16 protein-coding genes are annotated in these 18,369 nt (G+C 55.2%); 7 read left to right on the plus strand and 9 right to left on the minus strand.

The features are described 5' to 3' along the window. The first annotated feature begins 24 nt into the window (after window positions 1–24). The 3 genes from AC2IBB_RS02510 (at window position 25) to AC2IBB_RS02520 (ending at window position 3,286) form a co-directional block, all read left to right on the plus strand. Window positions 25–816, plus strand: a complete 792-nt coding sequence (locus tag AC2IBB_RS02510) for a thiazole synthase (RefSeq protein WP_486331337.1) — start codon at window positions 25–27, stop codon at window positions 814–816. After that, window positions 813–2,276 carry a thiamine phosphate synthase gene (thiE, locus tag AC2IBB_RS02515; protein ID WP_486331338.1) on the plus strand — a complete coding sequence of 488 codons (1,464 nt, stop codon included), beginning with the start codon at window positions 813–815 and terminating at the stop codon, window positions 2,274–2,276. The genes AC2IBB_RS02510 and thiE overlap by 4 nt, the downstream gene beginning before the upstream one ends. Window positions 2,277–2,488: 212 nt before the next feature. Beyond that, on the plus strand, window positions 2,489–3,286 hold the full coding sequence (locus AC2IBB_RS02520; protein WP_486331339.1) for a substrate-binding periplasmic protein: 798 nt from the start codon (window positions 2,489–2,491) through the stop codon (window positions 3,284–3,286). 36 nt (window positions 3,287–3,322) lie between these two features. Here the strand turns inward: AC2IBB_RS02520 and AC2IBB_RS02525 are convergent, their stop codons facing one another. From AC2IBB_RS02525 to AC2IBB_RS02540, 4 genes are all read right to left on the minus strand, one after another. Next, on the minus strand, window positions 3,323–5,128 hold the full coding sequence (locus AC2IBB_RS02525) for an ABC transporter ATP-binding protein (protein ID WP_486331340.1): 1,806 nt from the start codon (window positions 5,126–5,128) through the stop codon (window positions 3,323–3,325). 196 nt (window positions 5,129–5,324) lie between these two features. Continuing rightward, window positions 5,325–5,999 (minus strand): hypothetical protein, encoded by a 675-nt coding sequence (locus tag AC2IBB_RS02530; RefSeq protein WP_486331341.1) that lies wholly within the window; start codon window positions 5,997–5,999, stop codon window positions 5,325–5,327. 151 nt (window positions 6,000–6,150) lie between these two features. Next, window positions 6,151–7,407, minus strand: coding sequence for an endonuclease/exonuclease/phosphatase family protein (locus tag AC2IBB_RS02535; protein WP_486331342.1), 1,257 nt, complete (start codon window positions 7,405–7,407; stop codon window positions 6,151–6,153). Between the two features lie 260 nt (window positions 7,408–7,667). Further along, window positions 7,668–8,090, minus strand: a complete 423-nt coding sequence (locus AC2IBB_RS02540; RefSeq protein ID WP_486331343.1) for a DUF4399 domain-containing protein — start codon at window positions 8,088–8,090, stop codon at window positions 7,668–7,670. Window positions 8,091–8,364: 274 nt separating this feature from the next. Between AC2IBB_RS02540 and AC2IBB_RS02545 the strand changes: the two genes are divergently transcribed. Then, entirely contained in the window at window positions 8,365–9,021 is a 657-nt protein-coding gene (locus tag AC2IBB_RS02545; RefSeq protein ID WP_486331344.1) for a DUF2959 family protein, read from the plus strand. A gap of 117 nt (window positions 9,022–9,138) precedes the next feature. Here AC2IBB_RS02545 and AC2IBB_RS02550 read toward each other — a convergent pair whose 3' ends face one another. Continuing rightward, complete coding sequence (locus AC2IBB_RS02550) at window positions 9,139–9,471, minus strand: hypothetical protein (RefSeq protein ID WP_486331345.1); 333 nt, start codon at window positions 9,469–9,471, stop codon at window positions 9,139–9,141. Window positions 9,472–9,793: 322 nt separating this feature from the next. Between AC2IBB_RS02550 and AC2IBB_RS02555 the strand changes: the two genes are divergently transcribed. Continuing rightward, window positions 9,794–10,267: an acyl-CoA thioesterase gene (locus AC2IBB_RS02555; RefSeq protein ID WP_486331346.1), complete on the plus strand. Its 474-nt coding sequence runs from the start codon at window positions 9,794–9,796 to the stop codon at window positions 10,265–10,267. 19 nt (window positions 10,268–10,286) lie between these two features. On the opposite strand, the gene AC2IBB_RS02560 is transcribed toward AC2IBB_RS02555, so the two are convergent. The 4 genes from AC2IBB_RS02560 to AC2IBB_RS02575 all read right to left on the minus strand — a co-directional run bounded on the left by AC2IBB_RS02560 (window position 10,287) and on the right by AC2IBB_RS02575 (window position 13,609). Next, complete coding sequence (locus AC2IBB_RS02560) at window positions 10,287–10,703, minus strand: CBS domain-containing protein (protein ID WP_486331347.1); 417 nt, start codon at window positions 10,701–10,703, stop codon at window positions 10,287–10,289. 25 nt (window positions 10,704–10,728) lie between these two features. After that, window positions 10,729–12,171, minus strand: coding sequence for a dihydrolipoyl dehydrogenase (locus AC2IBB_RS02565; RefSeq protein WP_486331348.1), 1,443 nt, complete (start codon window positions 12,169–12,171; stop codon window positions 10,729–10,731). A gap of 93 nt (window positions 12,172–12,264) precedes the next feature. After that, window positions 12,265–12,999 carry a glutathione peroxidase gene (locus tag AC2IBB_RS02570; RefSeq protein WP_486331349.1) on the minus strand — a complete coding sequence of 245 codons (735 nt, stop codon included), beginning with the start codon at window positions 12,997–12,999 and terminating at the stop codon, window positions 12,265–12,267. A gap of 337 nt (window positions 13,000–13,336) precedes the next feature. Continuing rightward, window positions 13,337–13,609, minus strand: a complete 273-nt coding sequence (locus tag AC2IBB_RS02575; RefSeq protein WP_011394151.1) for an RNA recognition motif domain-containing protein — start codon at window positions 13,607–13,609, stop codon at window positions 13,337–13,339. 663 nt (window positions 13,610–14,272) lie between these two features. On the opposite strand from AC2IBB_RS02575, the gene AC2IBB_RS02580 reads away from it, so the two are divergent. Next, window positions 14,273–16,417: a ricin-type beta-trefoil lectin domain protein gene (locus tag AC2IBB_RS02580; protein ID WP_486331350.1), complete on the plus strand. Its 2,145-nt coding sequence runs from the start codon at window positions 14,273–14,275 to the stop codon at window positions 16,415–16,417. 139 nt (window positions 16,418–16,556) lie between these two features. Next, window positions 16,557–18,368, plus strand: coding sequence for a DNA helicase RecQ (recQ, locus tag AC2IBB_RS02585; RefSeq protein WP_486331351.1), 1,812 nt, complete (start codon window positions 16,557–16,559; stop codon window positions 18,366–18,368). Window position 18,369: the final 1 nt, after the last annotated feature.

Consider the following 18,369-nt stretch of genomic DNA (forward strand, 5'->3'; position numbering starts at 1 on the left):
GGCCATCGCCACCGGAGGTAAAACGTGGATAAGCTGTCTCTGTATGGAGAGTCTTTTGCGAGCCGTCTGCTGATCGGTTCGGCTTTGTACCCGTCACCGGCCATCATGTTGGAATCGGTGCGGGCCAGCGGCGCGGAAATCATTACATTATCCCTGCGGCGACAGAATCCGGCGCAGCAGGATGGCAAGGCGATTTGGGATTACATTCGCTCCAGCGGCTGCAAGCTGCTGCCGAATACTGCTGGTTGCAAGTCTGCGAAAGAAGCGGTGACCCTGGCGGAAATGTCCCGGGAGATTTTCCAGACGGACTGGTTGAAGCTGGAAGTTATTGGCGATGATTACACCCTGCAACCGGACCCTTATGGACTGGTCGAGGCGGCGAAGGAGCTGAACAAACGCGGCTTCAAGGTGTTGCCTTATTGCACGGAAGATCTGGTGCTGTGTCGACGGCTGCTGGATGCAGGCTGCGAGGCGCTGATGCCCTGGGGCGCGCCAATCGGCACCGGTCAGGGATTGTTGAACAAATACAATCTGGGCATGCTGCGGGAGCGGTTGCCGGATACGCCGATGATCATCGACGCCGGGCTGGGCGCGCCCTCCCATGCGACGGAAGCAATGGAAATGGGCTTTGACGCCGTTTTACTGAATACAGCAATCGCCAAAGCCCATGATCCGGTCGGCATGGGCGGGGCGTTCAAACTGGCGGTGGAGGCCGGTCGCGTCGGTTACAACGCCGGCCTGATGTTGAAGCGGCAAACCGCCAGCCCCAGCACGCCCACTATCGGCATGCCATTTTGGCGGCGGCAGTCGCAATGACGAACCCTACGCCCAAAGTATGGATAATCGCCGCATCGGACAGCGCCGGGGCTTCCGGCATACAGGCGGATCTCGCCACGCTGCATGGCCTGGAAGTCCATGGCGGCGTCGCTGTGACCGCCGTCACCGCGCAAAACTCGCAGGAAGTCATCAGCAGCCATCCCGTTTCTACGGCCGCATTGCGGGACCAGTTACGGGCGTTGCGTGCGGACGGCGACGCCGCGGCGATTAAGATCGGATTGCTGAGCAATGCGGAGCAGGTCGATGTCATCCGGGAATTTCTGTGTGAATACTCCGGTTTGGCCGTGCTTGATCCCGTATTGAGCAGCTCTACTGGCGCGGGCTTTGGCATGTCGGTGGCGGCGTTGAAAACTCTGCTGCCCTATGTCGACCTGGTGACGCCGAATATCCCAGAAGCGGAGCAGCTGGTGGATATGCGTATCAGCAGTCCGCCGGATATGCTCTCCGCCGCCAGCCGGTTGCGTGAGCTGGGCGCCAAAGGCGTCTGGCTGAAAGGCGGTCACCTGGGCCAGGGCGATCAGTGCCTGGATTTGGTCTGGCTCTCAGAGTCGCCCAGTTGGTTTGCGCAATCGCGCTTGTCTATTCGCCATAGTCGCGGCACCGGCTGTACGCTCGCCAGCGCTCTGGCCGCTTTTGTCGCCAGAGGAGAGCGCCTGCTTGATGCTGCGTCACTCGCCAGCGCTTATGTGAAGCAAGGGCTGCGTCAGGGATACGCAATCGGCCCCGGACCCGGGCCCATCGCGCGTCAAGGCTGGCCCTCTCTGATGACGGATTTTCCTCGGATCGCTGACCGCTTGGATTGGCTGGATTTTTCCGCGTTTCCAGATTGCGGCGCCTCGTCCCTGGGGCTGTATCCGGTGGTGGATTCGGTGGAGTGGCTGCGAAAGTTATTGCCCCTGGGCATCAGTACCTGCCAGCTGCGCATCAAAAGCGCTGACCAGACGCTGTTGGAAAATGCGATCAGAGAAGCGGCGGAATTAGGTCGGCATTATGGCTGCCGCCTGTTTATCAACGATCACTGGCGACTCGCGATCAAGCATGGCGCTTACGGTGTGCATTTGGGCCAGGAAGACATTGCGGACGCAGATCTGGACGCCATACGCGATGCAGGGCTGCGACTCGGCGTCAGCACCCATGGCGATTTTGAGTGGGCGCGCGCGGCGACAATCCAGCCCAGTTACATCGCTATTGGCGCGATCTTTCCGACTCAGACCAAGGAGGTGCGCATCGTCGGTCTGCAGAAACTGGCCCGCTGGGCCGCGCTGCTGAAAAATCATTACCCCCTCACTGCAATTGGCGGCGTTAATCTCAGCAATATGGAAGCGGTTCTGGGCGCAGGCGTTGACTCGGTCGCCGTAGTTTCCGCGATTACCCAGGCGCAAGATTACCGCGAGGCGGTGACGAACCTGAACCGCAAATTTTTGAAAGGGTGGGATTAACGCGGCATTATGCCGACCCGGTGCGACACCGGTCGATGGAAGGCTGTGCAGCCTGCTCGTAGATTGGGTTGCAGAGAGCGTGAAAAGTCGGCGGGGAGTCAGTGTCTCAGTGAGATTGCAGCGGTTGTCCAGAGAGAAATTGAACAATTTGTGTTCAGGGTCAATACTGAAAACTCCTGAAATGGAAAATCACAACATTCGGGATAAACGCAATGGCCCATTCTAGAAGCGAATACGGTCAGAGAGCTGGCGTTCTGGGCGTTTTGTTATGGCTGGCGTTGGCCGCCCCGGTCGTCGCCGATTGTGAGCGTCCACTGTCCGTAGGCTGGGAATCATGGCGACCATACATGTTCAAGGACGAGGAAGGACGCCTGAGCGGGTTGGACATAGAGCTGATTCAGGCGGTGGCGGATCGAATGGGATGTCGGCTGGAGTTCGCCGAAACGCCTTTCAAACGGCATCTTCTACAATTACGTCAGGGTAAAATTGATCTCGCCACTTCAGTGCAAAAGACCCCGGAGCGGGAAGCATATGCGTGGTTTTCCCAGACTTATCGCACTTCCGCCTCCAATCTGATTATCCGGCGGGAAGACGCCGACCGATATCATTTCAACTCCTTCGAAGCGATGACGCAAAGCCGGTTTCGGTTAGGCGTGACCCGGGGCTATTTCTACGGCGATGACGTTAACGAATACATCAAAACAGGCGATGGAAAATTGCACGTGGAAGACGTGGTGTCCGATGAACTGAATTTGATGAAGCTACTGGCCAAACGTGTAGACGGCATATTCGCCGATCCCATCGTGATATACAGTCTGGCGAAAGATATTGGAAGGAATGGCGAGATTGAGATGCACCCCTTAGGCCTTGTCTCTTCCACTTTTTACATCATGGGCAGTAAAGCCTCTGTGTCGCCTAAAACCATGGATAACCTGAATCAGGCGCTGCAGCATCTGCAACAGAGCGGCGAGTTCGACGCTATCGTCAATCGTTACCTAGACGGCGGCTGAGGCGTTGCGGCAAGCACGCCTCAGCCCGTTTTCAGGTCAGGAAAATACGGTTTCCACTTCCGCCTCTCCGCCGGTCTGCACCTGCCATTGCGACCAGTACATGCCTTTGCGCTCCAACAGCTGGCGATGGTCGCCTTGCTCCACCACCTTACCGTGATCGACCACCACGATATTGTCCGCGTGGACGATTGTCGAAAGACGGTGTGCAATCATCACGACTGTCCGGCCGTGGGCGATATGCTTCAGGGAACGCTGAATCGCGGCTTCAGTTTCGTTGTCGACGGCGCTGGTGGCTTCGTCGAGCACCAGAATCGGCGGGTCTTTCAACAGTGCGCGCGCCAGGGACAGACGCTGGCGTTGGCCGCCGGATAATTTGACGCCGCGCTCGCCGACTGGGGTATCCAGCCCCTCCGGCAGACGCGCGATAAACTCCCAGGCTTCTGCGGTCTTGGCGGCGGCGATGATTTCCTCTTCGCTGGCAGTGGGACGGCCATAAGCAATGTTTTCGCGAATGCTGCCTTCAAACAGAAAGACATCCTGGCTGACCAGACCGATAGCGCCGCGAAGCTCCTTTAGCGGCAACTGCTCAATGGGAACGCCGTCCACCAGTATCGAGCCCTGCCTGGGGCTATAAAAGCGCAGCAGCAACTTAATAAGCGTTGACTTACCAGACCCGGTGGCGCCAACCAGCGCCAGGGTAGAACCAGCTTTGACCTGCAAGTTGACGTTTTCCACCCCGCCAGCGCCAGCGGCGTACTCGAAGCTGACGTTCTGGAAGTCGACTTCCCCGCGAACAGGCTGTGGCAGGGAGCGAGCGCCTTCGTCGCGCACGTCGATGGGCGTCTCTATCACACCCAGGATACGGCGGGTGCTGGCCATGGCGCGTTCAAACAGGTCTACGGTTTGCGCCAAATTGGTCAACGGCCACAGCAGACGCTGGGTCAGGAACACCAGTACGCCGTAAGCGCCAGCATTGAGTTCGCCGGACAAAGCCTGTAGACCGCCCACTGTGAAGGTGGCCAGGAAGCCCGCCAGAATCGCCATCCGGATAACCGGAATGAAGGCGGAGCTGACGGCGATCGCTTTGCGATTAGCCTGAACATAAGCATCGCTGGCCTCGCGCAGGCGCTCAGATTCCTGCGCTTCCGCCGTAAAACTCTTGATGGTGGCGATGCCGCCAATGTTGTTGGCCAGACGAGAAGCCAGGCCGCCCACCTTTTCACGCACATCGGCGTACAGAGGATTGGCCCGCTTCAAGAAGAAAAATGCGCCCCAGACAATGATAGGAATAGGGGTGAACGCCAGTAATGCGATAAAGGGCGAGATCGCCAGGAAGACGGCCCCCACCGCAACCACGGTGACGAACACCTGAATCAGGTTATTGGCCCCGCCGTCGAGAAAGCGCTCCAACTGATTTACATCGTCATTGATGATGGAAACGAGCTGTCCAGAGCTGCGCGACTCGAAAAACGCGATATCCAGGCGCTGAACATGGTCGTAGGCGTCCTGTCGAAGATCGGCCTGCAACACTTGGCCAAGGTTGCGCCACATGATCAGGTGGAGGTATTCAAAAATGGACTCGCCGGCCCAGATGAAAAACGTCAAAACCCCTAACGCGAGGATTTGTTGCTGGGGGGTACTGAATCCCATTGCAGCGACGAAGCTTTGCTCTTTGTTCACCACCACGTCGATGGCGATGCCAATGAGAATTTCCGGGGCGATATCGAAGAGTTTATTGATGATGGAACAGGAACCGGCGGCGATGATGCGTCGACGGTAGCCGCGAGCGTAACGCAGCAGGCTCAGCAGCGCCTGAAAGCTGGACTGGGATTGCGAGGCCATAGGATTCCTTGTGTACAGACTGGGAGGGACGCGCCGCGTGCGGTGCGACAGACACATCAGCCTATCCTGTGACGGCGTAAATGCAAGTGGTAATTATTCTGATATGGGTGAGTGGATGGCGTTCGACGCCGGGGAGAAAATGACGGACAAAAAAAACCGGAGGCAATGCTCCGGTTTTCGTACGCCGCGACAGGTATCAGGCCTTGTTGGCGGAGGCTCTGCGGTTCAGGATGAAGGCGAAAAAAGCGATCGCCATCAGGGCTGGGACGCCAGGCTCGCTCACTGGCACGGACTCAGTTTCCAGCTTCAGTTTGATATTGCCGCCGTTATAGCCTCTGTCAGAGTAGCCGAACAGGAAGTCGACGCCATCGTTGGCGGTGATCAGACTGCCGCCCAGAGCGAACAGGTCGTTGGCTGCATTCAGAGCAGTCAGCGCAGCGCTGTTCAGCACGATATCGATATAGCTGTAGTTGCTGCTCCAGGACACGCGAGTAGCGCCGAACAGTTCGCCTGAGCCCAGATCATTGTAGGCGTTCACGCCACCAAAACCGGACAGCAATGTGCTGATATCGGTGTTGACGTCAAACAGCGCGAACCACTCGGAGTAGTCGTTGGATTCGTAACCGTTGCAGGGATTGAAGATGCTCAATGTGGCGGAAACGATGGAGCCTTCCACGTCGCCCATATCAAAAGCGAAGAAGTTATTGTGCTTCTTGCCGACGTAGTAGTTAGTGTTGCTCGGCGAGTGATAGCCGTTGGATTTATACCAGCCGGAATCGTAAGCGTTCAAAACGACAGGCGTGGCCTGAGCGGCGCTGCTCAGGAAAGCGGTCAGCAAAAGCGAACTGAGAGCGGCGTACAACTTGGACATGCGTTACCTTTACAAAAGCAGTTAGAAAGTCACGTTATAAAACTGTTGGCAATTGTACGCGTTAGTTATTTAAATGTAGGTTAAACAATGTCAAACGCAGTTACTGAGTGTAACTGCGTTTTTCAGAGGGAAATCAGGAGGGCGCGCTTGCTCAGCGCAGACGGATATCCACCCAGACCAGGCGGTGATCGGAACTGACTGCTCCGCCTTCGCCAACCAGTCGATACAGCTCATCGTCCGCGCTGGGCCAGAACACGCCGGAATTGACGATGTTCAGGTCGGTTGAGGGTAATACATAGTCAGTGCGCAGGTTGCCTGGGTTTTCATCATTGAAATCGCCGGTGTCCTGCGCCCGATTGCCGATCTGCAGCGCATTTGCCTGTCCCTGCCTGAATGCGGCGTCCGCCGAACCGGCGCTCATTGGCGTATGTTTGACATTGACCCGAGGGTGCTCCAGTAACTGCGCCATGGGGTTCTGAGTGGCGTCGCCATCAAACGGGTCTGCGTTTTCGTCGCCCATGATCACAAAGCTCTCCCTATCGCCGAGCCCGCCGCGGCGTCCTTGATCATCTATTATGTAACGGCTGATGCGGCGGCCGGATAGGTAGTCCGCCCAAAAACGAATTTCATCATGATTGCGGGTCCCGTTACGGTCTTCCGGACCGTCGAATACAGGGGGCGTGGGGTGGCTGACCAAAGCGTGGATGCGGCGTCCGCGAATATTGATCGGCGCATCCCAGTGGCTCTTGGATGACAGTCGAACCACCTCCAGCTCCTCGGGGCTGTACCAGTCCGCAGGCGCGTCTGTGTCGGGATTATCCGGCAGTAAGGCGTTGGGCATATCCCGCCAGAGAAAATTCTGGAAAGTACGAGTTCGATGCTCCTGAATGGGGTATTTGGACAACAGCAGCATGCCATACTGTCCTTCAAATACGCCAAAGCCGAAAGCGTCGTTGGCCAGCTCGAACCCTGACTCACCAACGACGCCGTCGTTATTAAGGTCAAAACCGGAGGCCACGCCGGTGTTGGAAGGCGCGGAGTAAACGTAAGGGTAGATCGCCGGCGCCGCGCCATTCTGGCTGATCGACAGGTAATTCTGTTGGAACAGTCGGGCGGCCTCTCCTGCGGCGTCATAGTCGAATTCGTTGATCAGCAGCACATCGGGCTGGGTGCGCTGAATAATTTCCGCCACCGCTTGTACTTGGGCGTTGTCGCCGCTGTTCAGGTCTGCGATGAGTTCTCCCGGCGCGGAACGGTTCAACGAAGCATTGAAGGTGGCGAATCTCACCGTTTCCGTGGCGTGACGGTCACGCCAATGAGATTCTGCGGAAGCCAGGAAGGGGTGAGCCGCCAGTGCGCCGCCCAAGAAAAAGCGGGCTGCTGTCCCAAGCAGTTTGGACGCATTCATGATAATCCTCTTTATATGCAGCAATGTTTGACACGTATGAATAAGCGAACGGCGCGTCGCACTCTGGAAAGGCCAGAAAGGAGCGGGGTATGAATCGAGCCGTTGCGGGAAGACAACCAATGTCAAAGAGCCGCCGGACCCGTTTACAGCTCGAAGGACGGGTCGGCGTTCGTTTCTAAGGGGCGTCGTTTCCTTTTATAGAGACGCATTATTAAGAAAAGATGATAGCTGTAAGACTATCGCTCCGTTTTCTAAATAGCTTACTTCACCGTAATAGTGATCTTTTCGGACACTACCGGGTTAGCGTGAGGCTGGTGCAGGTGGTCGCCCAGAATCAATTGTAGAGTGTGCTCACCGGGCGGCAGCTCCAACGTGGTTTCTGTCTGACCGCCGCCAAAGTGTTTGACGTCTGATCCCAGAGGCATGTTCATGTCCGGCAGCTTTTCGCCATCGATAAGCAAGTGGTGATGACCGGTGTTTTCACGTTCAACGCCAGCTGGCGCTACGCCCATGCCTTCCAAGCCGAAACGCACCACGAACTTGCTGGGTACGGTTTCGCCGTCGGTTGGCGAGATGATGTAAGCTTTGGCGTTGTCAGGATTGTCGGTCTTGGGAAGGCCCGCCGCCATCGCGACGCTACTGAGTCCAAGCAAGGATACGGAAACCAAATGACGAATATTCACGGATTGCCTCCATTATGAATGGTTGAGGTTGTTGCAGAAACGGTCGCCGGCCTGATTATGATTGTGGATGCTTGGCCGGTCGTCTTTATATCGCGCGCGTCAATGCGCAGGCTTAACTCCGAAGCGACATGATATCGCTTTCCCCGTCAGGGCAGGTATACATAGTATAGGCTTGGAGTCTGTGTTTTCGCCGTCGCTGGCGATTTGCAGCGCCAGAATCCAACGCCTACAATCCCGGGGCGCACTGTTATGAAATCAGGATAAGGAACTTGCCATGTCTTCTCTGTTATTTCGCCTACCCCTGCTGATATGTCTATTGCTGGGACTATCCGCCTGTCAAAGCGCCTATTACAGCGCCATGGAGAAAGTGGGCGTGCATAAGCGCGACATCATGGTGGACCGCGTCGGCGCCGCTCGGGACGCCCAGGAAGAAGCCAAGGAAGAGTTCAAGTCGGCGCTGGATCGCTTCCAAAGCATGTTCGGAAAGAAAGAGTCCTCTCTACAGAAGCAATACGACCAGCTCAGCTCAGCGTTTGAAGATAGTGAAGATGCAGCGGAAGAGGTTAGCAAACGCATCGATGCGGTGGAGGATGTATCCGAAGCCTTGTTTGAAGAGTGGGAAGAGGAGCTGGAGCTTTACACCAGCCCCAAACTGAAACAGGACAGCGCCGCCAAGCTGGCCGCCACCAAAAAGAAGTATCAACGGCTCATTACCGCTATGCGGGCGGCGGAAAATCGTATGCAGCCGGTGCTTAATGCGCTGCGCGATCAGGTGTTATATCTCAAACACAACCTTAACGCTTCCGCCATTGATGGTCTGAAAGGAGAATTGCGTTCAGTGGAGAGCAACGTATCCCGGTTGATCGCGGACATGGAGAAATCCATCGCCGAAGCGGAGTCTTTTATCGAGACCCTGAGCGATAAGGGCTGATATCGAGGGGCGGGGGCGGCGAAGAGGGCGCCCGATGGAATTACGCTCTGCCGGGCCAGCTGCAAGCTTGCGCTGAAGGGACAATTCCTATTGTCACCCGGCGGACGGAGGTAAGGCTCACGCTGTGGCGCGGCCCGGCATGACGTTCAGGTGGGCTTCTCGACTTGCGTCCACGCGGCCGCGAATGGATTCACCGTGAAAATTTGCGGGCAAGTGCGCGGCGGGGTGATTGTCCCGCCCTTCCAGCTCCACTCTGCTGACAGGGGTCCCTGTCATTTTCAATAGTGTGTGCGCCATATCCTTGGTCATGCTTATGTCAGAGAGTTTGGCGAATTCGACGACATTCTGCAGAACATCGGGATCGGTGAGACGCAAGGTTCCCAGGTTTTCCTCTTTGAAACGGCGACGCAGGGTCTTCAGAATATTAAACATTTCGTTGGTGTATAACATTGCCCGCTCCTTGTATCGGGCGGCTCAGCGCCCGCAGTTGAGTTCTTTACCGTCCCGGACTCCCAAACCACCGGGAGCGTTCCTGCAAATAAACTCGGGTTGATGTCATCTCAGGATTGCAAAAGATCCTGAGTCACTATGCAGTGTAGACAGCGGCAAGTCCCTATTTCCGTTGTGTTTTTGCTTCAAAAATCTGAAAAACGTAATCTTGTTGGATGAGTTCACATAAATCCCGTTTGCGTTAATCTAAAAGGGCTGCTACCGGTTCCCCATACCCGGTGGCGGCAGCCTGCAAACCAACAAAAAACGGAAAAAACGTGAAATGACCTATGTCGATGCAATCAGTTGGGACATGCTTAACCCCTTCATCATGCCCATCAAAGTTCTCGAGCCGCACACAGACCGGCTGGGACACACCAACAACACGACTTACCTCAACTGGATGGAGGAAGTCAGCTGGCGCCATATTGATCCTCTCGGGATGAGTTGGGCCGCCCATGAAAAACTGGGCAGGGCCATGGCGATCACCCGTACGGAAGTGGATTACCTTGCTGCTTCCCATGCCGACGATGAGTTGTTTATCGGCACTTGGATTACAGCATGCGACGGGCGCCTGCAGTCCAGTCGTCACTTTCAGATTTTCCGCCCCGCGGATGGCAAAACCATTGTTCGCGCCAACAGTCATTACGCTTGCATCGATATGAAAAGCGGCAAGCCGACCCGTATGCCGAAGGAGTTTGTAGAGGCGCACCGCAAAGCCATGGAAGCCCATGGCCTTACGACGTCGTTGGATTGAGCGATGACGCAGGGATGCGTCAGGAGTGCTGACTGCACTGTAACTGCTTTTGTTTGAGCGCCATCAGCACGTGAGTGCGGCTGATGACGCCCACCAACTTGCCGTCGTCCACCACGGGATAGACTTTGGGGCGATGGTCGTCCATGTAGTTGGCCAGGTCGACGATGCTGGCCTCCGGGTCCACCGTCACCGTAGCCTTATGCATGACCTCGCCTACTGTAGCGGGCGTGTCGCAATGGTAGCTGCTCAACAGCAGTTTCTTGATGCAGTCTTTCTCGGATATGAAGCCGATGACATGCATGTGCTCATTCACCACTGGCGCGCCGGATATCCCTTTTTTCAGAAGGGTGTCCACCGCTTCGATGATCGAAGCGTCGGCGGCGACGAACGCGGGGTGCGTGTCCATAAAGTCGCTGATTTTGATATCTGCGTTCATAGCTTACCTCCTGCGGTTTAGTGACTTAGGCGCCGGGTCCGCAATCCAGACAGCGCTCGATGACGTCCGGCCCTAAATGGAGCTTGCTGTTCAGATCGCGCAGCGCCGTGCGCACGCCTTCTTCAATTACCGGATGATAGAAAGGCATTTCCAGAATCTGACTGACCGTCAGGCGTTGCTGTACGCACCAGCTCAGCAGGTGGGCGATATGCTCCGCCGCCGGGCCGAACATTTCAGCGCCCAAAAACAAGCCCGTGCCTTGCTCGCCATACACTTTCAGCATGCCCAGATTTTTGCCCATCACCCGGCTGCGTCCCTGGTCTTCAAAAGACACCTCTCCTTCAGCATAGCAACTGCGGCAACGCTCTTTCACTTGATTGATATTCAATCCCAAAAACGCGATCTGCGGGTCAGTAAATACTACGCCAATCGGCGTGCGTCGCTTGCCGGCGCGAATATCAGGATAGCGGCCGGCATTGTCCCCGGCGATACGGCCTTCATCAGCCGCTTCATGCAGTAAGGGCAGATCATTATTGGCGTCGCCGGCGATGAAAACAGGGCTGTCGCCGCACTGCATAGTGTAACGGTCGAATATCGGCAAGCCTCTGGCGTCCATTCTCAGTTCCGCCTTTTCGATATCCAGGTTATCGACATTAGGCCGGCGACCTGTGGCGGCGAGAACGTATTCGAATGTTTCAGTGATCTCTCCTTGCTCTTTGTCTAGGAAAGTAATCGCCACTCCCTGTTCAGTGCGTCTCACGCTGCTGACTTTAGCGTCTGGGTCTAAAGGAAACTCTCGATTAAAGACTTTCTCCGCATAGGCGCGAATGTCCGGGTCCTGAATGGGCCCAATGGCGCCGCCGACGCCGAACATACGCACTCGTACGCCAAGGCGGCTCAGGGCCTGACCCAACTCAAGGCCGATGACGCCGGGGCCGAACACCGCGACGCTGGAGGGCAGATCGCGCCATTCAAACAGATCGTCATTGATAATCAGTCGGTCGCCCGCGTTTTTCAGAAAGGGCGGCACATTGGGACGTGACCCAGTGGCGATGACAATGCGCTGGGCTTCAACGATAAGGTCGTCGTCTACCTGCAATCGATGCGGTGAGATAAATTTCGCCTTGCCGCGAACTTTATGTTCGGCAGGAAATCCTTCCACGGAATCGACGACGAATCCGGCGAAGCGATCTCGTTCATTGCGCACTCGATCCATGACTTTGCGGCCGTTGATAAAAGGGTCGTCGGAAGCGACGCCAAACACATCGGAGTGGCGGTGGTGATGGGCGGCCTCAGCCGCTGCGATCAATAACTTGCTGGGCATGCATCCGACGCGCGCGCAAGTGGTGCCGTAAGGCCCGCCTTCGATCAAAAGCACATTCTGTGTGTGTTCGCGTGCGGCGCGGTAAGCACCGAGTCCGGCGGTGCCTGCTCCGATAATAGCTACGTCCACTTTGCGTGTTTGCACTGGGTTATCTCCCCTGCTTGCTGTATTCCTGAACTTTGAGGCGGTCGGCCCGGGTTTGTGCATAGTATTCCGGGCCGACATGGGTTGCGCTCATTACTGAGCGAAGTGGGCTTCCAGATCATCAGCCCCGCCGATACGCTGGCCGTCTATGTATACTTGCGGCGTGGTGCCTTGTCCGGTTACCGCCTGCAGTGAGCTGTAGCTCAGGCCGTTGGCGCCCAGAACGATATTCTCGAAGCTGATGCCGCGATCATTCAGCAGCTTGTGCGCACGGGCGCAGTGCGGGCATCCAGGTTTACTGAATACAGTGACACGGCTGGGCAATACCGCTTCTTTATTAATGTAGTTGAGCATGGTGTCTCCGTCGCTTACTTTGAAAGGGTCGCCCGGCAGCTCCGGCTCGATGAACATTTTCTCAATCACGCCGTCACGCACCAGCATGCTGTAGCGCCAGGAGCGCTTGCCGAAGCCTAGCTCGCTTTTTTCCACCAACATGCCCATGCCTTCAGAAAACTCTCCGTTGCCATCCGCAAGGAAGTAGATATTTTCTGCTTTCTGGTCCGCCTTCCAGGAATTCATGACGAAGGTATCGTTGACGGACAGACAGATAATCGCGTCGATGCCGTTCTGCTTGAACACAGGAGCCAGTTCGTTGTAACGCGGTAAATGCGTGCTGGAGCAGGTCGGTGTGAACGCGCCTGGTAATGCGAATACGATGACGTTTTTGCCTTTGAACAGATCGTCGGTGGTTACCTGAACCCATTTTTCTCCTTCACGCAGATTGAAAGTAACGCTGGGTACGGTTTGTCCTTCTTTACTCTGTAACATTTATTGAGCCTCTATAATTTCGTTTTTCATTCACTTGAGCTGGTAGCTAAGTGCTTAATCTTTAAGACGAGGAGCAGTGTCGCAGAGATGGACGATTGAATAAATTTATAAAAAAATATCAACTTGATTGTTAATTGCTATTGAAAGAGGCGCATTGATAGATAGGCGCTAACGGGCTTTAAGGGAGAGCAGAGTTGAGAGCGTTAAGCTAAGCGTCGAGGAGATTAGAAAGAGAGATAAGTGGGAGAGGAGGAAAATCAAAAGCCTAAAAACAAAACGGGCGCCGAAGCGCCCGCCTTGTCAGTCTGCCGAAACTGCGCAGACCGCAGTAAACTGCTTAGTAACGTGGTCTGCGAGCTGGACGCTCTTCACGTGGCTTAGCTTGGTTTACTTTGATATTGCGGCCTTTCAACGCTGTGTCGTTCAGACCCTTGATAGCGGCGTCCGCTTCAGAGTTGTTCGACATCTCGACAAACGCGAAACCTTTGGACTGGCCGGTATTACGGTCAATGATCAGGTTAGCGCTGGTAACTTCTCCAAAAGAGGAAAAAGCTTCTCTCAATTCTTCTTCAGTGACGCCGTAGGCCAGATTTCCAACGTAAATATTCATATCGATCTCGTGTGATTTATGCGTTTTCCACAAATAAAGTGACGCCGCAAGCAAACGCACAAATTCGCGGAGTCGCCATCAGCTGATTAAGCTAACAGAAAGCAGTCTAGCAGTAATCTTTAAGGTTGTATGCATTTTATTCAGGTTTTTATTAAAAAAGTTTGATGTTGGTTATAACTTTATGATTTTAAAGATTTTAGTGTGATTTTTTGGCTCTGTTTTTAGCCTCAAATGCGCCCATTTAATCAAAAAAAGGGCCGCTTAGAGCGACCCGGAAAATAACTCCAACTGGAGTTTTAGCATTCGTTGCTTCCGCAGAATGCAACCGGCGGATGTAATCGCGCCAATTGCAGGAAATTCAAGGGCGGCCATTGTCGCAGCATATAAATAGCATCTTTTTCGTCCAGATCAATTTTTCAGCGATCCTGGTGGAAAAATACTTTCCACAACCTGCTTGTCATGTCATGCCGACCGGGGAGCATTAAGAAGGAAGTATGTTAAGGAATGATGACGCCATTACGCCGCCAGGCCCTATAAACCAGCCGTATTTGTTAGCCCGAGGCTTTAGAGACTAGGCCCTATTGTCGTTTCGCGAGGTTGTTTCTTCACCTAAAATTAAGGTTTTTTCATACTTGCCAAATACTTAATTCCGGGATGACCGCGATGACCACGCTCAGAAGGATGCTTTCGCTAACTCTGCTTACAATGTTGCTCGCTGCTTGTAGCGACGGCCCTAAGGTGTCTAAAGACGCTAAGGTGATTGAAGACGCGGAGGCGTTGCGTCCGGAAACTGTGCGCTCATCTGAGATGGTGTTTGAATCTGAGAAAGCGGTCGCTGATGTGAAGCCAGGTTCGGTTATTGTATCTGGCGCTTCGGATAATGCGCCTTATGGATTCCTGAAACGGGTTAAGAGCAAGACGGAAGTGGACGGCTCCACGGTGCTGTCAGTGGAAGATGCGCAACTTACGGATGTGGTGGAGGAAGCCGCCGTTTCTCTGAGTGGTGCGCTAAACCCCAGCGCCTCCCCGACGCCACGATTGGCCGCCAAGGGTGCGGACCTGTCCGTGCGAGGCGTCACTGTATATTCTCCCGGCGAGTCAGCGGATCTTCCCGGCGCCTGTGCGGACAAGGATTTTCGCGTCGCCTTTGAAGCCACTGAAGCGGCGCCATACGTCACCGTTACGGGGTGTGTAGGCTTCAGCAGCAATTTCATTTTTGATCTGGAAATCGAGCGCTTTCAGGCGACGCGCGCAGAATTCGTAGTGGATAGCAAAATCGGCGGCGCTTTGGCGTTGAAGTCCGATGTGGCGCTGGCCAGCATTAATGAAAAGGTCGAGCTGGCGCGTTTTGACGTGGAGCCGATAACTTTTCAGATTGGGCCTATACCTGTGGTAATCGTGCCGGAAATCGTGTTGGTAATGGGCGTAGATGGCAAAGTCGACGTGAATGTGGATATCAGCGCAAGCCATGAGTTAAGCGCGCAGGTTGGTCTGCTTTATGCCGACAATCGTTGGTCCACTGTGAACGAAAGCCAACAGAAGTTCGACATGCCTTTGCCTCAGGGCGACGGCGCCGCTAACGCTCGCGTATATGCCGGCCCGGAAATGGAATTCATGTTCTACGGCGTTGCTGGTCCTGGCGCCAACATTTACGTCTTTTCCCGCATGAATGCAGATGTGGACGCCATCAATCCCGTCAAATCCAGCTATGAGTTGTGGGCGGGCGCGCAGGCTGGCGCTTCGTTCCGAGTGGAAGCGTTTGATAAGACACTGTTTAAGATTCACGAATCCAACCTGATTGGCTATGAGGGCTTGGTCGCCTCGTCTGAGTATGACGGTCTGGCGCCGCCAGGGACGGGCAGAGTGATTGGCGTCATTGGCGACGCCATGCAGGGCAAGCTGGTTAGCGGTGAAGACATTATTCGCGATAACCTGTCTGGAGAATTGGTGGACCTGGTCAAAGGCCTCGCCGCCAACGAAGATGATTCCGCTGGCGGCTACACGGTGGCTGAAGCCAATGCCCGTCCCCGTTGGCGGGAACTGAAAATCGCCGGTCGCTGCCTGCAACCGGATTATGTCGGCCATCTCGCGATGATTCGCCCAGTCGCCTGCAATGGAGGCGATAAGCAAAAGTGGTGGTGGGATATGAATGGCGCAGTCCATCCCAAAGCTAACGCGAAACTTTGCATTGATGGCCTGGGCGTCACGGCAGGCGTGAATCTGGCGCTCTGGGGCTGCCATGGCGGCGATAATCAGGAATGGATCTTCGAAGAAGGCCGTATGCGCAATAAGCGCAATGAAGCGCTGTTCGTCACTTATGAAAAAGATATTTTCAACTGGCTCGATTACGCCCAGTTGAAAAGCCTGAAAGAAAATACTGAGAAACAGTTTGCGCAATGGGGACAGGAGGAGCGTGTGAACGGCGTCGTCGCCTCTCACTTTCGTCCATTGAAGAGCGCGCGCAGCGGATTGTGTCTGGGCGTGCAGGCGGATGGTTCGTCCCCTGAATTGCAGGCATGTGGCGGCGCTTCCCAGCAGCGTTGGTTTTATGACAGTGTGGCGCGGACGCTATACAACGCGGAGGGAGACTGTCTGAGTCATCATGGTGAAAACTATAACGGCGCGACATTATTCGTGGAGTCTTGCTCTACATCGGTAAGCCAGTCGTTCGACTTTGCGGACGGGGCTATCAGAGCGACGACGGATGCAGCGATTGTCGTCGATGCATATGGGTCTGAAGAAGGGGGCCTGGTAGGGCAGTGGATGTTCCACGGCGGCGCCAATCAACTCTGGTTGTGGGGCGAATGAGTTTTTGGTGTCACTTTTCCTGCTTTCACTCCTTGAATGCTCAGCTTTTGTGACAATGCGCTATGGATGAGAAAAGAGGATAATCCGCTAGGGTTATCTCTACTGTGAGCCTGGCCTCCAACCTGTATAATGCGCGGCTATGAACCGCATATCATCTTCTCTTCAATCGCCGCTGCAGGCTTTGCAGACTTTATTCGGGTACGACGCTTTTCGCGGCCCGCAGGAAGCCGTCATCGGCGAGCTGATGGCTGGTCGGGACGCCTTGGTTTTGATGCCTACCGGCGGGGGTAAGTCGCTGTGTTATCAAATTCCCGCCATCTTGCGCACGGGCGTGGGGGTAGTGATTTCCCCTTTGATCGCATTGATGCAGGACCAAGTGGACGCTCTGAGACAGGTCGGCGTTAACGCTGGTTTCCTGAACTCCAGCCTCAGCCTGACGGAGCTGCGGGATATGGAGCGCGCGCTACTGGATCAGGAACTGGACATGCTCTATATCGCGCCTGAGCGTTTGACTCAGGAGCGCACGCTGGAGCTGTTGCAACGCACGCCTATCTCCCTGTTCGCCATTGATGAAGCCCACTGTGTGTCCCAATGGGGACATGACTTCCGCGCCGACTACCTACAGCTGAGTCTACTGCAGGAACGTTTTCCTCATATCCCCCGGGTTGCTTTAACCGCCACCGCCGACGAACGCACCAGAAAGGAAATCGCCGAACGCCTAGGGTTGACGGACGCACAGCATTTCATCAGCGGTTTCGATCGTCCCAATATTCAATATCGCATCACGCAGAAACAAAACGCGCGGCAGCAGTTATTGCGCTTTTTACGCGCTGAACACGCTAACGATGCAGGCATTGTTTACTGTTTGTCCCGCAATAAAGTCGAGCAAGTGGCGGAATGGCTGTGCAAGGAAGGTTTCAACGCGTTGCCGTATCACGCTGGCTTGCCGGCGGATGTGCGACAGGAACACCAGCAGCGATTCTTAAGGGAAGACGGCGTTATCGTAGTGGCCACCATCGCTTTTGGTATGGGAATAGATAAGCCGGATGTGCGTTTTGTCGCTCACCTGGATCTCCCCAAAAGCATTGAATCCTACTATCAGGAAACCGGCCGTGCGGGCCGTGATGGATTGCCGTCCACCGCCTGGATGGCGTATGGGCTGCAGGATGTGATCAAACTGCGGCAGATGATGGAAGGCTCTCCTGGCGCAGAGCAATTCAAACGGGCGGAGAGGCAGAAGCTCGACGCCATGCTGGGACTCTGTGAGATCGTCAGCTGCCGTCGCCGGGCGCTGTTGCGCTATTTTGGCGAGACGGCGCCTGAGCAATGCGGCAACTGCGACGCCTGCCTGAACCCAGCGGAAACCTGGGATGCGACGGTGGCGGCGCAGAAAGTTCTGTCCTGTATTTATCGCACGGGGCAGCGCTTTGGCGTCAATCACCTTATTGATGTAGTGCGAGGCGAACTGACCGACAAGGTGAGACAATTCGGTCATGAGCGCCTTCCTACCTTCGGCGTTGGCGAAGACCTGGATGTGGCGCAGTGGCGTTCGGTATTACGCCAGCTGACCGCGCGGGGACTGTTGAATGTGGATCTGGATGGTTTCGGCGCTTTGAAACTGACGGAATCCTGTCGGCCTATTTTGCGCGGCGAACAGGAAGTGCGGTTGCGACGAGACGTCAAAGAAGTGATGTCGAAAGCGCCGCGCCGCAGTGGCGAATCTTTGCGTGAGGAAGATCAGCCTTTATGGGATGCGTTGCGTATCCGCCGCAAGGAGTTGGCGGAGGAACAAGGCGTAGCGCCCTATATGATTTTCCATGACGCCACGCTGATGGAGATCTTGCGCCATCGTCCACAAAACGACATGGAGTTCCTGGCTCTTAATGGCGTCGGTAAGAGCAAGCTGGAGCGTTACGGCGAAGACTTCATGGAGATTGTCCGCAACGCCTGAG

The organism is Hahella sp. NS-SX17 (assembly GCF_057367735.1).

Excerpts from the sequence above, each read along its gene's own strand:
- thiE (WP_486331338.1), top strand. The coding sequence starts at position 813 with ATGACGAACCCTACGCCCAAAGTATGGATAATCGCCGCATCGGACAGC.
- AC2IBB_RS02520 (WP_486331339.1), top strand. The coding sequence starts at position 2,489 with ATGGCCCATTCTAGAAGCGAATACGGTCAGAGAGCTGGCGTTCTGGGC.
- AC2IBB_RS02525 (WP_486331340.1), bottom strand. The coding sequence starts at position 5,128 with ATGGCCTCGCAATCCCAGTCCAGCTTTCAGGCGCTGCTGAGCCTGCTG.
- AC2IBB_RS02530 (WP_486331341.1), bottom strand. The coding sequence starts at position 5,999 with ATGTCCAAGTTGTACGCCGCTCTCAGTTCGCTTTTGCTGACCGCTTTC.
- AC2IBB_RS02535 (WP_486331342.1), bottom strand. The coding sequence starts at position 7,407 with ATGAATGCGTCCAAACTGCTTGGGACAGCAGCCCGCTTTTTCTTGGGC.
- AC2IBB_RS02545 (WP_486331344.1), top strand. The coding sequence starts at position 8,365 with ATGTCTTCTCTGTTATTTCGCCTACCCCTGCTGATATGTCTATTGCTG.
- AC2IBB_RS02550 (WP_486331345.1), bottom strand. The coding sequence starts at position 9,471 with ATGTTATACACCAACGAAATGTTTAATATTCTGAAGACCCTGCGTCGC.
- AC2IBB_RS02555 (WP_486331346.1), top strand. The coding sequence starts at position 9,794 with ATGACCTATGTCGATGCAATCAGTTGGGACATGCTTAACCCCTTCATC.
- AC2IBB_RS02560 (WP_486331347.1), bottom strand. The coding sequence starts at position 10,703 with ATGAACGCAGATATCAAAATCAGCGACTTTATGGACACGCACCCCGCG.
- AC2IBB_RS02570 (WP_486331349.1), bottom strand. The coding sequence starts at position 12,999 with ATGTTACAGAGTAAAGAAGGACAAACCGTACCCAGCGTTACTTTCAAT.
- AC2IBB_RS02575 (WP_011394151.1), bottom strand. The coding sequence starts at position 13,609 with ATGAATATTTACGTTGGAAATCTGGCCTACGGCGTCACTGAAGAAGAA.
- AC2IBB_RS02580 (WP_486331350.1), top strand. The coding sequence starts at position 14,273 with ATGACCACGCTCAGAAGGATGCTTTCGCTAACTCTGCTTACAATGTTG.
- recQ (WP_486331351.1), top strand. The coding sequence starts at position 16,557 with ATGAACCGCATATCATCTTCTCTTCAATCGCCGCTGCAGGCTTTGCAG.